This is a genomic window from Rhodopirellula sp. UH5 (genome assembly GCF_056839225.1).
Map to the genome: position 1 here is coordinate 6,781,019 of NZ_CM166390.1, position 18,729 is coordinate 6,799,747.

The following is an 18,729-nucleotide window of genomic DNA, read 5'->3' on the forward strand; positions in this document are numbered from 1 at the left end:
TGACGCGGCGGGTTAGGACGGGAGGATTGCCCCTGTGCAGCGAGTGGAAAAGCCGGGGCGAAGCTTGTTAGGCAGGTAGGCAGGAGTCTTTCGGCATTTGGACTGTTTGGGTAAGCGTCGTTGCTCCCACGTCCAACCGGGGCGAACGCCCAAACGGCTCACATGATGATGCCCGATCATTCCTGCCGACCTGCTTAGGCTTCGTTGTTGCTGGGCGGGGCCGTGGTCGTGGGTTGGGCCGTGGTGGTCGCGGGCGTGGGTTCGCAGTGATCCATGTAGTCGAGCTGCACGCGAACGATCTCTTTGGTGCATTCGAAGAAGGCGTCCAAGACGTCGGGATCGAAGTGGGTGCCGCGGCCTTCTTCCAGGATGGAGAAGCACTTTTCGCGGGGCATGGCTTTTTTGTAGGGCCGTTCGGCGGAGAGTGCGTCGAACACATCGGCGACGGCGGTGATTCGGCCTTCGAGTGGGATATCGTTTCCGGCCAATCCGAGCGGGTATCCCGAACCGTCAAATTTCTCGTGGTGGGTTTGCGCGATGCTGGCGGCCAGTCGCATGAGCGCGCTGCCGTTGCTGAGCATGTCGGCGCCGAGTTCGACGTGGGTTCGCATCCGGCGAGCATCGGTGCTGGTGTGGGGCTGGATGATTTGGTGCCCGAATTTGACGTGATTTTGGATCACATCGAACTCTTCTGGTTCAAGTTTGCCTGGCTTCAACAGGATCGCATCGGGGATGGCGATCTTGCCCACGTCGTGCAGCTGCGCGGCCATTTCGATGTCGCGAACAAACCAATCGGGCAATCCCATTCCGGCGGCGATGATTCCGGCGAAGCGTCCCACTCGGATCACATGGTTGCCGGTGTCGTTGTCACGCATTTCGGCGGCGCGAGCCAAGCAGTAAATGACTTCGCGACGGGAGGCTTCGAGTTCCCGGGTGCGTTGTTCGACTTTGAGTTCGAGTTCAGCGGCGTGGTGTTGCAGTCGGTCTTGGAAGTTTTTGTTTTGCAGTGAGTTGCGAACGCGAGGCGTCAAATCCATTGGGTCGACGGGTTTGAGCAAAAAGTCGGTCGCGCCCAATTCCAAGCACACCAATTTGATTCGTTCGTCGGTGTTGGCGGTGAGGATCAACACGGGCAGGTGTTTGAAACGGGGGTCTTGTCGAACCCGCTCCAAGACTTGGATGCCATCGACGTTGGGCATGTTGATGTCGAGCAACAGCACATCTGGCATGCTGGTTTCGAGGATCCGAAACGCCGACGTGGAATCGGTCGTGGTTTCAAAGTCGCGGTAGCCGGCTCGTTCCAGGTACTTCTTCACGACCAGGACATTGGCGATCTCATCGTCCACAATCATGACCTTGCCGGGCAACGCCGCGACAGGCTTGGCTGAGTTTCCTTGCGGGAGAACACCATGACTTCCTGGGACAACCGGCGCGCTGAAGATGGCGGTGTCGGTGGAGGTGCTAGGAGCATGCATTGAGTTTGTTCCGAAGGAAGCGGTTTCAAAACGTGGTGAAACAGATGTCGTTCCTAAACATGCCTCACGGCGTGCAGCGAACGATCAAGCGATTGAAAATGTCGCGGATTGCTTTTTGCCCCCCGACCGACCTGTGCGGTTACAACGGTTGCAGCGGTGCAGGGAAACGAGTGTGCGAAGGCGCTGATGCCTGGGGAACTTCCGGTTCGTGGGATCAAACGGTGTGTGGCACGGGGCCTGGAAGAATCATGCGGCGACGCACGGCCTCGATTTGTGACAGACAGGACTCGCATTCGTCGAAATTGGACGCCAGTGCGGCATCAATCAATTCCCGTGATGGTTGGGTCAAGTCGCCATAGCCGACTGTTCCGCCGGCTCCCTTCAGCCAGTGAGCGCTGAGTCCCAATTCCTCAAATCGTTCGGAGTGCAATTCTGATCGCATGTCCTTCAATCGTGCATCGAGTCGCACGATGAAGTCCGAGACGATGGCATGGAAATCAGGGTCTTCCAGGGGCAGGGTGCAGTGAATCGGATTGACGATTTGCATCGGATCCAGGGGAGCGTGGGACGCGTCGGTCAAGCCGTCTGCGTCGGGTGGGGACAGCGTGTCCATTCCCGGGATCATGATCCGACTGTGCAATTTGCGGATTTGTTGAAGGATCGATTGGGCGTTGCCGGCCGATTCATCCTTGGCGGCTTGTTCCAACGTGCGTGCGGGTTGAGTGAAAACGTCCAGGCCAACCGTTCCCCCGGCACCTTTGAGCCAGTGGGCTTCGCCGTGAACGATATCGAACTTGGCCTCTTCGATGGCCCGTTCAATGCCGTCCAAGCGTGCTTGCAGACGCGAGACAAAGTCGCCGGCGATGGCGCGGAAGTCTTCGTCGTCCATCGGCAAGGTCGGCACAATCGCGGACGATGAGAGTGTGGTGGTGGCGGGAGTGACTGGTGTCAACGGCAGCGATGCGATGCCACTCAGCCCGCTGTGAGCCAAGCGAGACGTTGTTTCAGGGGAGAGGACATTGGGGGAAGACAGAACATTGGCGTTGGTCAAGGTTCCTGGGTCGACCGGGCCGAGGTACTCCGAAACCATTTGCAGCAACTCGTCCAGGTTGACGGGTTTGGTGAGGAAGTCGTCGCAACCGGCATCGATGCATTTTTCACGGTCACCACGCATGGCGTTCCCGGTCAGGGCAATGACGGGAGTTTTGTCCTCTTGTGCTCGCAGTTGTCGAGTGGCGGAGTACCCGTCCAGGACCGGCATTTGCATGTCCATCAACACGAGTGCGTACGGATCGCTGGCTTGATGGCCTTGTTCGATCATCTCGAGGGCTTCTTGTCCGTGTTCGGCGGTCAACACCACCGCACCGGCCCGTTTGAGCACCAACTCGATCAAGCGGCGGTTGGCTTCCCCGTCGTCGACGACCAGGACGCGTTTGGAAGGCAAACGCAGCAATTCGGAACTGACTTCACCGGCCGATTTCTCTTGTGCCAAGCGAGCCAATTCTTCGGGGCTGATCATGTCCTGTAGATTGGCGACGCTGGTTGGGATTTCGACGCGGAAGGTGCTGCCGATGCCAACTTCGCTGTGCACCGTCAACGCTCCGCCCATGGCTTCGGCCAACCGGCGGCTGATGGAAAGCCCCAGCCCGGTGCCGCCGAACTTGCGCGTCGTGGAGCTGTCGGCCTGCACAAACGAGTCAAAGATTTTGGCTTGTTGATTCGGCGTCATTCCGATCCCCGTGTCGATGATGTCGACTCGAATGATGGGGTCGAAGCCTTCGATGGAGTTCGAAGGTGTCTTCAGCAAGGAGGTCACAATGGAGACGGAACCGCTTTCGGTGAACTTGATCGCATTGCCGACCAAGTTGGTGACGACCTGGCGCAGTCGGGTCGGGTCGGACTGGATCGTTCGCGGGATGGCGGTCCGGAAATCGACTTTCAGTTCCAGGCCTTGCTCATCGGCTTTGACCTTCAAGGTGTTGGCAACATCGGTGACGATGTCGTCGAGGTTGGTGTCGATCGATTCGACTTGCAGGTGTCCCGATTCGATCTTGGACAGATCCAAGATGTCGTTGATCAGTTCCAGCAGGTGGGCGCCGGAGCGGTGGATCATGTTCAGGTGGTCAACCGCTTCATCACCGCTGGAAACCAACCCACGGCGCAGCACATCGGTGAAACCGAGGACGGCGTTGAGCGGCGTGCGAATCTCGTGACTCATGTTGGCCAGGAAGTCACTCTTGGCCGCGTTGGCGTTTTCCGCGGCGTCACGGGCTTTTGCCAGTGCGACTTTGTTTTCTTCGATCAGAGTGATGTCTTCGAAGGTGACCAGGTAACCTTGGCCTGCGATCGGGGTGCAGTTGACGCTGAACGTCAGCATGCGACCGCTGTTGTCGTATTGAAGGATTCGATCCATGACCGAATCATCGTTCTGCTTGGCTTCTTCCCAGGGCAACAATTCATTGCTGTCGGCGAGCGCTTGCCATTCCAGGTCGTCGATCTTTTTGCCCATCATCTCCGTGGGTTCTTGCGAGAGCAATTGGTTCAGACGCCGGTTGGTGAACAGGATTCGGCCTCGTGAATTGAGCAGGACCAATCCGACCGTGATCGTGTCCAATGCGTTTTCAACGTGGGTGGGGACGGCACCGGAGGGATCCAGGCTTTCCAGCGTCTTCTTCAGGAAGAACGAAAACTGAATCAGGCAGGCGGGGATCAGAACGATCAACAACCAAGCGGGGGCCCAGTAGTTCAGACCAAACAGACCGCCGGTGGAGGCAAACGCAACCTGCAGTTCGCCCCACTGCTTGCCGTAGCGAAACACCGGGACACGCATCTGATTGACGTCGTCTTCGAGGCTTTCGTCCCAGAAGTCGTCGTGTTCCCCGGCAGAGACAAGCAGTTGTCCTTCACTGGAAACCAAGCCAATCGAGTTGATCTGCGGGTCTCGGTGAACGACCGATTCCAGGGTGACCCGCAACGAATCGACTTGCCCATGACTGGCCATGGCGGTGCCGCTGATCGCCAACGACTCGCACAACCTCGCACGGCCGTGCAGGATTTCTTCCTGTTCATTGGGGAAGAAACCGGCGGCACTGGCAACCAGCAGACTGCCAGCCATCAGACCGACCAGACCGAGTGAAATCCGAATGCGAATCGGGATACGCTGATAGAGGCTCATCATTCGTCTGTCATCGCTTTATCGTGGCGGTCCATGAGTTCTTCGAGAGTTTCTCCGTCACCGTTTCCAGAGAACCCTTGCATGATCAACAACGGGTCCACGGCACTCCAGGCGGGCATGTGGGCGATCAAACCTGATAACAGCAATCCACTTCGCAGTGCCCAGGCAACGACACCCACGGTCACACTGGAGGCGGCTGCACCGGCGGTGCCCACCACGATCAAGTCACCATTGATTTGTGAGTTGACCTTTTGTTGGTAGTTGTCCAGTTGGTCCCACATCTCACCCGGTTGGCTCATCAGGGCGTAATCAATGGATGTCATGGTGGCACCATCGGAGCCAAAGTCGAAATCCAGATCCAAACGTTGGATGCGTCCGCTCGAGTGGCCCAGTGCAAGTTGCGTGCTCGCGAATTCGTGCTCGCGTTCAGCAGCCTCGTTCGCTAGCCGTGCCTCGTTGACACTGGCGTTCATGCGTTCGAGTTCCGACGATGTCTCTTCGGCACCAGCCGATTGGGATCCTGGTTGCCCGCTTCCATCCGGGCCGGTGACAGCATTGGGAATGCCGACTGGGACGTCGGTTGATTCCGCTTCGGAATTGGATTCGGATTCCGAATCGCTGGAACTGTCTTCGGAATCGTCTTTGCTATCGGAATCGGATTCGGAATCCGTTTGGTCGCTATCAGACGCATCCGAATTGGACCCTGACCCATCATCCGGCGATGGTGGTGCAGGAGGCGTCGGGATGGTGGGAATGGGGAGGAAGGTCAGGGTGGCCGTCGCAGCAGCACTGTGTTGGCGTCCGTCGTGCGACGTCCATTCAAAGGTGATGGAACCAATGAATCCAGGAGGCGGCGTGAAGGTGAATCCGCCGTTGGTGCGCAGGTCCAAGGTGCCAATGGATGGTCCTGAATGAAGGTGAGCCGTCAGCGTTTGACCATCCACGTCGTCGGATAGCCCCGCAAACACGGAGGCAGGTATCTCCATGGTCTGGCCGACAAACGAACTGTTTTGCCAGTTGTTGAGCGTCGGTGGTGTGTTCGTGGTGGTGACTTGGATCTGCAGCGTTTGCGTGTCTTCCGGACCACCACCCAGGCTGGCGTCATCCAGGTCGATGGTCACGTCCAAGTTTGGGTTCGTGATGGCGTCGAGTGCGACTCCCGCTTTGAGTCTCAGTTCTGTTCCAATCACTTCAAACAACGCGGCATCATCGCCACGGAGTGAAAAGGTTTCAGATCCGATCGCATCGTCTGTGATCAACAAGTCCGCTACTTTGAGCCCGCTCGACAAATCCTCGTCTTCGGTCACCAAGGTCAGAGGAGAATCCAAGGTGAAGCTGGGGGCTTCGTTGACGTCAGTGACGGTCAGAGTGAAGTTGGTGGATGAATCGATGCCCGCGCCCAGCGAGGTGTCGTTGACATTGACGGTCACGTTCAGGGCGGCTTTTGATTCGAAGTCGAGGGCCGAGTCACCGGTCCAGAACAATTCGGTTCCGTCGATTTCGAACAGGCCGGCGTCGGTGCCTGACAGCGACAGTGTGTTCGTGCCGGTTCCATCATCGGTGAGGATGATGTCGGCCATCTTGATGCGTGAACCGGTGGCGGTGGATTCTGGCAACGAGTCGCCGCTCTGGCTGAGCGTCACGACCGGGGCGGAGTTCACATCGGTGACGTTGATCGAGAACGCTTGGCTGTCGTCGGGCGTGCCACCCACCGTGTTGTCGTCCACGGAAACGGTGACGTCGAGGACGCTGTTGGTGTCAAAGTCGAGCGTGGCGTTGTCGATCAACCAGACCTCGGTGCCATCGATTCGGAACAACGCGGCATCCGCACCGGACAGCGACAATGTTTCGGTGCCGAGGGCGTCATCGGTGATCGTGACGTCGGCGACTTTCATACCGGACGAAGTGTCTTGTCCCTCGCTGATCGTTGTGACCAGGTTGGACAGACCGAGCGTGGGTGCTTCGTTGACATCAGTGACGGTCAGAGTGAAGTTGGTGGATGAATCGATGCCAGAACCCAGCGAGGTGTCGTTGACATTGACGGTCACGTTCAAGGCGGGTTTTGATTCGTAGTCGAGGGCCGAGTCACCGGTCCAGAACAATTCGGTGCCGTCGATTTCAAACAGGCCGGCGTCGGTGCCTGACAGAGACAGCGTGTTCGTGCCGGTTCCATCATCGGTGAGGATGATGTCGGCCATCTTGATGCGTGAACCGGTGGCGGTGGATTCTGGCAACGAGTCGCCACTCTGGCTGAGCGTCACGACCGGGGCGGAGTTCACGTCGGTGACGTTGATCGAAAACGCTTGGCTGTCGTCCGGTGTGGAACCGACGGTGTTGTCATCAACGGAAACGGTGACGTCGAGGACGCTGTTGCTGTCAAAGTCGAGCGTGGCGTTGTCGATCAACCAGACCTCGGTGCCATCGATTCGGAACAGGCCTGCATCCGCACCGGACAGCGACAATGTTTCGGTGCCGAGGGCATCATCGGTGATCGTGATGTCGGCGACCTTCATTCCGGACGAGGTGTCTTGTCCTTCGCTGATGGTGGTGACGAGGTTGGACAGACTGAGCGTGGGGGCTTCGTTGACATCGGTGACGGTCAACGTGAAGTCTGTCGAGGAATCGATTCCGGCGCCGAGCGAGGAGTCGTCTACATTGACTGTCACATCGAGCGTCGATGCGGTCTCGAAATCGAGGCTTGTGCCGCTCTTCAGAAACAATTCGTTACCATCGATCTCAAACAAAGCCGCGTCGTCGCCTGACAAAGACAGCTCATTCGTTCCCGTGCCATCGTCGGTGACGGTGATGTCCGCCATCTTGATTCGTGTGCCTGTTGAGGTGTCTTCTGCAAGCGACGTTCCTGCTTGGCTCAGGCTCACCGTTGGCGACGAGTTCACGTCTGTCACGGACATCGAATGAGCGACGCTATCCAGAGCACTGGCGGACAAGCTCGCGTCGTAGACTTCGACCGTCACGTCCAGCGTCGGATTGCTATCGAAGTCCAGTGCGGCGTCGTTGACCAACCAGAGCTCTGTGCCATCAATGCGGAACAAGGCGGCATCGGCTCCGACTAGCGCAAGCGTTTCGGTGCCTAAGGCATCATCCGTGACGACGATGTCAGCGACCTTCATGCCGGAGGACAGGTCCGCACCTTCGCTGATCGTGGTGACTTGATTGGCCAGACCGAGCGTGGGGGCTTCATTGACGTCGGTGACGGTCAACGTGAAGTTGGTCGATGAGTCGATGCCCGCGCCCAGCGCGGTGTCGTCGACATTGACGGTCACGTTCAGGGCGGGTTTTGATTCGAAGTCGAGGGCTGAGTCACCGGTCCAGAACAATTCGGTTCCGTCGATTTCGAACAGGCCGGCGTCGGTGCCTGACAGCGACAGCGTGTTCGTGCCGGTTCCATCATCGGTGAGGATGATGTCGGCCATCTTGATGCGCGAACCGGTGGCGGTGGATTCCGGCAACGAGTCGCCGCTCTGGCTCAGCGAAACGACCGGGGCGGAGTTCACATCGGTGACGTTGATCGAGAACGCTTGGCTGTCGTCCGGCGTGGATCCGACGGTGTTGTCGTCAACGGAAACGGTGACATCGAGGACGCTGTTGCTGTCGTAGTCGAGTGTGGCGTTGTCGATCAACCAGACCTCGGTGCCATCGATTCGGAACAACGCGGCATCCGCACCGGACAGGGACAACGTTTCGGTACCGAGGGCATCATCGGTGATCGTGATGTCGGCGACCTTCATTCCGGACGAGGTGTCTTGTCCTTCGCTGATGGTTGTGACGAGGTTGGACAGACTGAGCGTGGGTGCTTCGTTGACATCGGTGACGGTCAACGTGAAGTTGGTCGATGAGTCGATGCCCGCGCCCAGCGCGGTGTCGTCGACATTGACGGTCACGTTCAGGGCGGGTTTTGATTCGAAGTCGAGGGCTGAGTCACCGGTCCAGAACAATTCGGTTCCGTCGATTTCGAACAGGCCGGCGTCGGTGCCTGACAGCGACAGCGTGTTCGTGCCGGTTCCATCATCGGTGAGGATGATGTCGGCCATCTTGATGCGTGAACCGGTGGCGGTGGATTCTGGCAACGAGTCGCCGCTCTGGCTCAGCGAAACGACCGGGGCGGAGTTCACATCGGTGACCGTGAGCGAAAACGGGTCGGTATCGTCCGGACTGGAACCAACGGTTGCGTCGTCCACCGACACAAAGAGATTTAAGACGCTTTGAGTGTCAAAATCGAGTTCCACGCTCTCCTTTAGGTACAACTTCGTGTTTGAATCACGCAGTTCAAAGAAGGCGGCGTGGGCACCAAACAAATTGAATGTGTTGGTTCCTTGTCCATCATCGGTGAGCACGACGTTGGCCACATGCACGCCACCGGTTAGGTCAGCGTCTTCCGAAATGGATCCCAACACCGTCGTGATATTGAAGGAAGGAGCAGCGTTGGCCTGGATGACATCCACCGTGAAGGTTTCTTCGGTGAACGATGAATCCGTGCTGGTGGCGCGGACCGTGAAGCTGTGCTCGGATGCGGTGGAGTAGTCCAGTGTGGCAGCCAGTGTGACGATTCCGGTTGCCGAGTTGATCGTGAACTTAGAATCGGGATCACTCACCAAGCTGTATGTCACCGTTTCGCCATCCGTGTCGGCGGCGAAGGCCTGGACGCCGACCGTGTCGCCGATGTCAGCATCTTCATCGACTTCGTTGGAATCGGTGTCGCTGTCAGCGATCGAGCTAATCGGCGAATTGGCGGAGGTTCCCTCCACGAAGGTGAGTGAGTTGATTTCTTGATCGTCGAATTGGTTCAGTCCAATGTCCGTGCCATCGAACAGCAATTCCACGGAAGCGACGGATGCATTGCCGCCAATTCGGGTGGACGTCATGGTCAACCGAAAGACGTCTTGGTTTGTCCCGGTCACTCCACCGATGGTGGTCGACGATTCTCCACCTGCATGAACGGAAATCAGGAGATCGCCGGCGTTGACGGCGACGCCGCCAATCGTTGTGTTGGACTCAACGAGATGCAGCCCAGCGATTTCTTCGTTGAAGTCCAAGTTGCCGCCGTTGTTGTTTTCGACGGAGTCATCTCCTTCGATCAGGATTGCTTCGGTACCGGATGTGTTTGATTCGCCGACTGTGTCTGCGGTGTAGGTGTAGACTCGATCGTCTTCGCTACCCGACCGGGTGAACAGGAAGGTTCCTTGGCTGAGAGTGGTGTCCCCAACCGTGACGCCACCGACACTTTCGACCAGCGAAATCCCTTGGATGTCATCTCCTCCCAGAGGATCTTCGAGCAAGAGAAAGAAGTCTCCGGAGGAATAATCCCCTGGCGTGGACGCACGAAACACAATCACGTCTTCGCTGTCAAATTCCTTGTCGGGTTCCGTGGCACTCGAAAAATCGATGCCGCTCTTGTCAATCGCAAAGATCAGGTCGCCTGCCAGCAACTCAAAGCTGTTGGTCCCCGAACCGACGCTCAACCCGGACCAAACGGCATGCATCCCGGCAATGGAAACATTCGTTTCCGAGATGAAGTTTTCTAAACGGAAACCGGAAGTGGATGCCGAGCCGCTGGTGCTGTTCCCCAGAGTCAATCCAGGGTCACTGATTTGAATCGTTTGGTCATTTCCCCAGTTGGGCAAACCTGTGACACCTGACTCGCTGACATCCTTGTCCGTGCTGAACCAAAGGCCGTCGAGTTCGGCTTGGTTTTGAACACGCAGCGTGAGGGTTTGCGACGTGATGTTTCCCTCGGAATCAGCGACGTTCACAACGAGGGAGTACGACGATTGGTTTTCGTAATCCAACACCCCGTCGGTCAAAATCAATTCATCTGAATTTCCGCCACCGATCGTGAACTTTGCGGCGTCCGGGCCACCCGCGACGGTGTAGGTGAAGGTTTCGTTTTCATCCGCATCGATGGCTGACAACTGACCCACACTCAGGCCCGCCACGGTGTTTGTGTTCTCGACCAATTCATTGGGTTGAAACCCAATTGAAATGGGAGCTTGGTTGGTTTGCGAGGCTCCCAGTGAGATCCCACGCGGCGTGCCCAAACCTGTGATTCCGAGACTGGTGACATTGTTGCCATCCAGATCAGACATGGAGATCCCAGGCGAGTTGGAATCGGTCCAGTACAACTTTTGGTTGACGTGATCGATCGTCAACCCGTCGGGGTGAGTCAGGCCGGAATCAATCAAGGCACTGCGATTCGTCCCGTCGAGATCGGCACGCCATATTTCATTGTCAGTTCCGGCGACGGTGTAATAGAGCGTGTCATTGGCGATGTCGAGAGCCAAACCATTGACTGCGTTGCCAAAGCCAGCCTGGGTGAAAAGAGTGATGCGATTGGACCCGTCCAAGTCCATGCGTTCGACCTTTTTTGTCAGCTCGTCACTCCAATAGATATGGCCGTTGACGAGGTCCAGTTTGATGTCGTCTGGTTTGGTCAGGTTAAAGCCCGCCGTCACCAACGCAAGTGTTTCCGTATTCCCGCCATCCAGGTCCGAGCGTTTGACGGCATTGTAGGCGTCACCGTCTTCCACCCAATAGATCTTGTCGTTGGCGAGATCAATCGCCATCCCTCGAGGCTCATCCAATCCCGTGAGAACATTCACCAGTCCTGTGCCGTCGAAGTTGACACGGCGAATGCGATCGCTATTCGGTTCTGAAAAATAGATGTGTTGATTGACGGAATCCACGAACAGTTCGTCTGGCGTTGACAATCCACTGCGGACCGTTTGGACATCGGTCCCATCCAGTTTGGATGAACGAATCTCATCGGTTCCACTGTCGATCCAGAAGATACGATCGATCACGCCAGCCTGGGCTTGATAGGATCCGCTGTCGAGTCGTCCGTCCAGCGAACTGTACCCGCGTGCGTCTTCGCCAACTTCATTCTCTGGTTGGCCAGCATCGATCGCCGCGCTGCTGCCTTGCAATTTGTGTGTTTGGACATAGCCGCCGTTGTTGGCGAGCGTCCCCAAATCCGCGTTTTGGCCGATGAGGTCGTCGCCGCCAAACCCGGATGCCGATCCGAGATTTCCAATCAGGTTGCCACCGCTGGAAGTGAATGTCCCCTGGACATCAGGACTCGCGTTGATTCCCGTGTTGCCAGTGACAATCGAATTGGCAACGGTTGTGGTGCCCGACTCAACAAAGATCCCCCCACCGACGGTGGAGGTGTTGAGCGTGATCGTCGAATGAACAACGTTCGTGACTGCCTTCGTGTAGATTCCGCCACCGACGTTGGTGCCCGTGTTGCCACTGATGGTGACGTTGGTCAACGATGTCAGCGTGGCATCTGCCTCAACGAAGATAGCACCACCAACGGTTGCCACATTGCCAGACAAGGTCACACGGTTCAAGTGGGCGGTTCCGCGGTTTTGGATCCCGCCGCCGGTGTTGGTGCTTTGCCCGGCGATGCCACCGTTGTCGATGATGGAAACGTCGGTCAGTTCAATGGTTCCGTAGTTGCTGATTGCTCCACCGTCGACCCCGGAGTTGTTCGTCAGCAGAGCTCGATCCACGATCAGTCCGGTCGAGGCGTTGACTTGAATGCCACCGCCCGAGTTGGAACCAGAACGTCCGCCTTGCAAGGTCACATCCGAGATTGTCAACGTGCCTCCACGAACGTCAAAGATTCGGCTGAGTTCTCCCCCGTCAATGATCGTGTTGTTGATCCCATGCCCGACGATGGTGACATCCTTCAGGATATCGAGGTCGCCATAGGAATTGACGTCATCTTCCGATTGATGACGGGTGAGTTGGAAGACCGTCGATGTGTCCAGGGATGCGTCGAAAACGATTGTGTCCCCGCCGGCACCCGCATTGGCCAATGTGATGGCCTCTCTCAACGACATTTCGCCATTGTCGTTGGACTCGTCAATCCACGTGGTGACTGTGATCGTGGCCAGCTTGTGACCCCAGGTCTCTTGGAACGCTTCACTGACAACGACATCGCTGTCAATGATCCCGGTCGCATATTCCAGGTCCCAGTCCGCGTTGTAACGAGCGTGTCCGGTGTCGTCATCGCTGGCGGCCACATCCGCGCCCGTCAGTGCCGCGATGGAGTCGACTAGCGTTCTGCCCGAGGCATCGGCGGCCAGATCGCAGCCATAAAAAAGGATGTCCGCATCCGATGTCAGGGCGTGCTGCCAAGATGCGATCTGACCCGCGTGGGCATCCAGGTTGTCCGCCCCAAGCCACAGGTTTCCCAGTCGAACGGAGGCATCTTCCGCGTGCGAAATGATTTGCAACGAACGGATGCCGGTGCGTGATTCCAAAATCTCAGTGATCTGCGCGATCCCATCTCGATCCGCGTCCAGGACAATCACTTCGCTGCCCTCGCGATGCAGACGCAGGTCTTCCAGCAACGCCTCCAGGTCCGGTGTCAGCGCATCAATGACGATGAGTTCACCGGTGACAGAGGCCGACTGTTCCTCGGGGTTTTGAACGCTCGATGAGGTGGTGCTCTGTTGAGCTTCGGTTTCCGAATCCAAGGGGATTTCCATCACCGTTGCGGTGGCAGACGCTTCCCCCAAGGAGGCCCCGTCCATCATCGCGGGATCGATCGGCGTGGCACTGAACAGCACCATGGGTTCGAGCGTGCTGACATTGGGGGATCGCTTGCCGTGAGACGCTGGGCCGCGAGACCAAACGGAATGCTGCGCCAATGTCACGACGTGATCCACCCTCAAGCAGCAATGCTGCCACCAGTGTTTCGTCCATTTTGACATTGGATCCCTCGCACATCTGTGTTCGAACAAGGGACAACAGCTTCGACACAGGTTTGCTCACGGTACAACCCATTGGTGTGGGCCGGTCGTCCGCCGAAACGTAGGCGACAAAACAACAGGAGGCCGCGAAAACAGGTTGGGTAAACCAAGTTTTCTTTCTGGCCTGGTGAAGATGTGCGGTTTGCAACGTTCGTTTCATCCGCGGGGCCGGTCGTGCAGGATAAATGCATCGTTGCACCTGAATTAGTTCCACGGGTTCGGTCGATCACACCAAGGAACAGGTGTCTGGAGTCATACCGATTTGCCATTCCAGACCGAACTTGCCTCAGCAACTCAATGAAACAACGCGTGAAACCCACCGACGGTCCCCACGAAGGATTGCGTCTTTGCAAACTTTGCGGGGCGCTGCGCGATTCACTTGCGGTCAGCCGCAGGTGGGTTTGTGCCATCGGGGTGCTGGGTTTGATCGCGGGATCGAGTCAGGTCACGCTGAAGGGGGAGATGCCGGTTGAACCGTTGGATCATTCCACGGAGTCTCATGCAGCCGAGTCAATTTCTGCCAACCAGCATTCCATCGAAAGCAAGCCGAATCCGTATCGCTCTCACGTGACGGTTCAGTTGCCGATCCCGGATGCGATTCCGAGCGGTCCGTACGCGAACCAAGTGGACCCTTACCGGGACCGAGTTCTGGAGAGCGAAGTGCCCGCCGAAGGCGACGCGAATTGCTGGTTCCGTAATTCTCCTGCGTTGTCCAATTATGCACCGCTCAGTGGTGAAGTCAGCCAGCTCGATCCTCAAGTCGTGTGGTGGGACGCCGACGTCTCGCGTCCGCTGGGTTTGGCCGAACAACACACTGCGGTTGATGCGTCGGGATTGGCTCAGACGGCTCTGGTCGCTTCACCCTACATCCGCAGCCTGCTGACCGAACCACAGATCTCGATGACGGACATCGTGATCGCTGACGCGCAGTTCGACCCCCTGACTTTCTTGGATGCAAATTACACGGACACAAACGATCCGGTCGGCAGCGAACTGACCACCGGTGACCAATCCGATCGTTTCCGTGACAATCTGTTTGCCTCTTCGGCCGGTGTTCGCAAAAAGCTGACCAGCGGCGGGAATCTGGAAGTGGTGCAGCGTGGTGGCTTTCAAAGCAATAACTCCACCTTCCTGACACCCAACCCGCAAGGCACCTCGCGGTTGGAGTTGAACTTCTCGCAACCGCTGCTTCGGGATCATGGCAAAGCGGTCAATCGGACTCGCGTGATCCTGGCCAAGATTGATGCGCAGATCACCAACAGCGAAGTGCGTGAAGAAATCCAGACGCACCTTGTCGATGTCACCACTGCGTACTGGGAACTTTACCAAGCCCGTGCCGAATGGTTGCAACGCCATCGCTTGTTGGCCAGTGCGGTGGAAATGCAATCGGTACTCAATGCTCGCGGCGCGGTCGATTCTCAACAGCGGCAAATCTTGCGTGCCAATGTTGCGGTGGCGAAACGTCAGGCGGATTTGGTCCGCATCGAAACTCGGATTCGCAACGCGCAATCCAAGTTGCGATTGCTGACCGGTGACCGCCAATTCGTCCAGTTCGCGCAGTTCGAAATGGTGCCGGTCGAGCGACCGTTGATGCAGTCGATCGAGTTGAGCACGCGTGACGCGACGCTGACCGCCCTCGACAATCGTCCTGACATTGTGCAGAGCCTGCAACAAATGCATGCGGTTTCGACACGCGTCGGTGCCGCTCGCAACCAAGTGTTGCCGCAATTGGACTTGCTGCTCAGTTCGTATGTTTCGGGGTTGGACACCAGTCGAAACACGGTGGGCGCCATTGGCCGCCAGTTCAGCGAAGGGCGTCCGACCTACTCCGCGGGTTTGATCTTTGAACGTCCTTGGGGAAACCGTGCCAACCAAGCTCGTTTGCGACGCAACCGCTGGGAATGGACGCGTTCGTATGCCGAGTTCCAGCAGACCACCGAAGCGGCGATCACCGAAGTCGAAATCGCCGTTCGCGAAACACAAACGTTGTTCAATGAGCTGATTGCCAAGCAACATTCGACCGTCGCCGCGACCCGCGAAGTGGAATACCTGCGGCAACGTTGGATTCACCTGCCGGATCCGAATGAAAACGCGATTTTGCTGATCGAGAATTTGCTCGATGCACAAGAGCGTTTGGCCGACGAAGAACGTGGTCTCGTTCGAGCTCAAGTTGCACATGCTCTCTCATGGGTCATGCTTCGCAAAGCCATGGGCGTGCTGTTGGTGTGTGATGTGGCGGATGTTTCTCCCGTTCTGAGCAACACACCGACGCTCATTCCAGCGGAGCCAGAACCGTTTGGCGGGATGATTGATGGCGAACAACTCACGCTGCCAACAGTTCCGGAATGGAGCCTGCCATGAGCGTTCTCAATGCGGCCACCCACTGGCGATCTGCTTTGACTTCGGCCTCCGGTCACTCTTGGTTGCCCGGACGACCAGCGATGGAAATCGAAACGATTCTGCAAGTCGTCGGCGACCAGTTGAGTGAACGACGGAAGTGTTCACGCGGCGATTTGGCGTGTCGATGGCAGACACAGCGAACTCGTCTTGTGCAACATTTGGCCAGTGATCCACGCGGCAAATCGCGACAACACGATGCGATCTGGGAACAGTGTTTGGTCGACGCGTTGGTGTTGGCCTTTGATGCCGTGGAGCAAACCCACGGCATTGAATTGTTTGAAGTCCAATTGCGGGCTGGGTTGATCGTTTCGGCTGGCTGGATGTCTCGTCGCGGCGGCGTTGCTGAAATGCAGACCGGCGAAGGCAAAACGTACGCTTTGTTTGTGGCTTCGTTGATCGCCGCGTTGCCGGGGCGAGGAGTGCATGTGGCAACGCCCAACGCGTACTTGGCCAAGCGGGATCATGAGGAGCTGCGTGAAACGTGGGCGTTGCTGGGCGTCGAGTCCCGTTGCTTGCCCGAAGACGTCTCACCGGAACAGAGCCAGGCGGCGTATCGTGCCGATGTGACCTATGGGCCGGGGCACGCGTTTGGATTTGACTACCTTCGCGACCAGTTGGCCATGGACACGGCCGCTCGCCAGCGTCCCGGCACCGGTCTCTTGAACCGACTGAGTGCGACGACGTCCACCAACGCACGATTGCAACGTGGGCTCGCGGTCGCTTTGGTCGACGAGATCGATCATGTCCTGATTGATGACGCATTGTCACCTTTGTTGCTGTCAGGCACTCGGCCGGGTGAGGCGGAGGACGCCGCGGTCCATCGACATGCCCGCTCAGTCGCGGAATCACTCCGGGAAGGGGCTGACTTTCGAACAACCGGTCAACTGATTGAGCTGACAGACATGGGATTGGATCTCGCCTACCAATCATTGGAAGATTGGTCGGATGCTTCGCTGCGGCGGCCTTGGCACGAATACGTCGAGTTGTCGTTGCAGGCCAAGCATTCGCTCCGTCGCGAAATGGACTATGTGATCGACGAACAATCCGTTCGGATCGTCGATCAATCCACGGGCCGAATATTTGAAGATCGAACCTGGTCCGGCGGTTTGCAACAAGCGATCGAGGCCAAAGAAGAGTTGCCGATCCAGCGTGAAAGCGAAGCACTGGCGAAGATCACCCGGCAGCGTTTCTATCGTTCGTATGACTACTTGGCGGGAGTCACTGGAACCGCGGGGGATTGTCGGGAAGAGCTGAAGTCGGTCTATGGCTTGCATGTGCAAACGGTGCCACCTCGCCTGCCGTCTCAACGAGTGGTTCACCCAACCCACGTGACCAACACGTTCAAGGAAAAGGTGGCTGCCATCGCCCGGGAAGCTCGCCGAATGACCGACGCGGGGCGTTGCGTTCTGGTCGGCACGCTGGACATCGCGACCAGCCACTGCGTTGCGGAGGAAATTCGTCGGCAAGGCCTCTCCTGTGAGTTGCTCAACGGCTTGCAAAACACCGAGGAAGCCGAGGTGATCGCCCGTGCGGGCCAACCACACGCGATCACGGTCGCGACCAACTTGGCCGGTCGCGGAACGGACATTCGGCTGCATCCCGATGTGGCAGCCAAAGGCGGATTGCACGTGATCGTGGCGGAGCACCATCGTTCGGCACGTGTCGATCGGCAGCTGATCGGCCGTTGTGCTCGCTGCGGTGACTCGGGCAGTTGCCGGCCATTTTTGTCGGCCGAAGATGATTTGGTCAGCCAATCCGCCCCGTGGGTTGGTCGAGCGATTCGGCGTGCCATCGCGACTGACCAAATGGAAACACTTTCCGTGGATTCCCAGATCGCCTCGATCCAACAGCGGCAAGCCAAACGGGCCGCTGCGGCCCGACGGCAATTGCTGGAAGCGGACGAACGCGATCGCGGATTGGTTCGCAAGGCTCAATCAAACCGTGATCCGGCCCCACAACTTCATGCATTGGATGCAGGACAATGAACCACAAATGGATAGCGACGCTTTGCGTCTTGGTGAGTGTGCAGTGCTTGGGCTGGTTGGATTCAGGAGCCCTGGGGACCGGCTACGTGAACACCGTGTCAGCGGATGAGTACGAAGCCTTCACCGAACCCTATCGCCGGATCAGCGTCTCCTCATCCGAGATGGGCGTGATCACCGAACTGAAAGTTCGTGAAGGCGACGAGGTCAAGGAAGGTCAGCTGTTGGCTCAACTGGAGGACGCGTTGTTGCGCAAAACACTGGAGGTGTCACGAGCGGCGAAAGATGCCGTTGGCGGCAAGACGGCCGCGGAAGCCGAAGTGGGCATTCGTGAACAACAAGTCCAAAGCTATCGCCGGTTGTTCACGCAAGGCAATGCCACGCCACGCGAGCTGGAACGCGCCGAAAACGATCACCGACAAGCCTTGGCGAGATTGCAAAGCGTCACGGAGGAGTTGAGCGTTCGAGCGTTGGAACACCAGCGTGTGATCTGTCAGTTGGAACAACGACGGATTCAGGCACCAGCGGATGGGGTCGTGGTCTCGTTTGCCAAGGAAGCGGGGGAGTTTGTTTCGCCAACCGATCCGGTGCTGTTGCAATTGGTGCAACTCGATCGCCTGAAAGCCATCTTTTCCGTCCCGTTGCGACGGGTCGATCGCTTGTCCGAAGGGCAAACCGTTGTTGTTCGCGTCGGTGGGGCTCGCCGCGCAGTGCTGGGAACGCTCGAACACATTTCGCCGGTTGCCAACGCCGAGTCGGGAACGGTCCGCGTTCGAGTGGTCTTGGACAACGAAAGCAGAGACCTACGCAGTGGAGTGGTTTGCTGGTTGGATTTGGAAGCGTCGGCGCGATCGATCGAATCGAAACGGACCCGAGTCAGCGACGCACCGCTTTCCCTTTCGCCTGCGGTGCGCTAGCAC

6 protein-coding genes are annotated in these 18,729 nt (G+C 57.6%); 3 read left to right on the forward strand and 3 right to left on the reverse strand.

Annotation, left to right across the window (positions count from 1 at the left end; all coding sequences use genetic code 11):
• Nucleotides 1-194: 194 nt before the first annotated feature.
• From UH5x_RS24365 to UH5x_RS24375, 3 genes are all read right to left on the reverse strand, one after another.
• Nucleotides 195-1,475 carry an HD domain-containing phosphohydrolase gene (locus UH5x_RS24365; protein WP_047816337.1) on the reverse strand — a complete coding sequence of 427 codons (1,281 nt, stop codon included), beginning with the start codon at nt 1,473-1,475 and terminating at the stop codon, nt 195-197.
• A gap of 214 nt (nt 1,476-1,689) precedes the next feature.
• On the reverse strand, nt 1,690-4,653 hold the full coding sequence (locus UH5x_RS24370) for a hybrid sensor histidine kinase/response regulator (RefSeq protein ID WP_482633959.1): 2,964 nt from the start codon (nt 4,651-4,653) through the stop codon (nt 1,690-1,692).
• Nucleotides 4,650-13,388: a DUF4347 domain-containing protein gene (locus UH5x_RS24375; protein WP_482633960.1), complete on the reverse strand. Its 8,739-nt coding sequence runs from the start codon at nt 13,386-13,388 to the stop codon at nt 4,650-4,652. The genes UH5x_RS24370 and UH5x_RS24375 overlap by 4 nt, the downstream gene beginning before the upstream one ends.
• A 501-nt stretch (nt 13,389-13,889) precedes the next feature.
• Between UH5x_RS24375 and UH5x_RS24380 the strand changes: the two genes are divergently transcribed.
• Genes UH5x_RS24380 through UH5x_RS24390 form a run of 3 tightly spaced genes read left to right on the forward strand, consistent with a single transcriptional unit; the run spans nt 13,890 to nt 18,726 of the window.
• Complete coding sequence (locus UH5x_RS24380; RefSeq protein WP_482636065.1) at nt 13,890-15,788, forward strand: TolC family protein; 1,899 nt, start codon at nt 13,890-13,892, stop codon at nt 15,786-15,788.
• The gene (locus tag UH5x_RS24385; RefSeq protein ID WP_482633961.1) at nt 15,785-17,812 is read left to right on the forward strand and encodes a preprotein translocase subunit SecA; all 2,028 of its coding nucleotides are present in this window, start codon (nt 15,785-15,787) and stop codon (nt 17,810-17,812) included. The genes UH5x_RS24380 and UH5x_RS24385 overlap by 4 nt, the downstream gene beginning before the upstream one ends.
• A complete protein-coding gene (locus UH5x_RS24390; RefSeq protein ID WP_083435176.1) occupies nt 17,809-18,726 on the forward strand; it encodes an efflux RND transporter periplasmic adaptor subunit in 918 nt (305 codons plus the stop codon). Before UH5x_RS24385 ends, UH5x_RS24390 begins: the two co-directional genes overlap by 4 nt.
• The last annotated feature ends 3 nt before the right edge of the window (nt 18,727-18,729 follow it).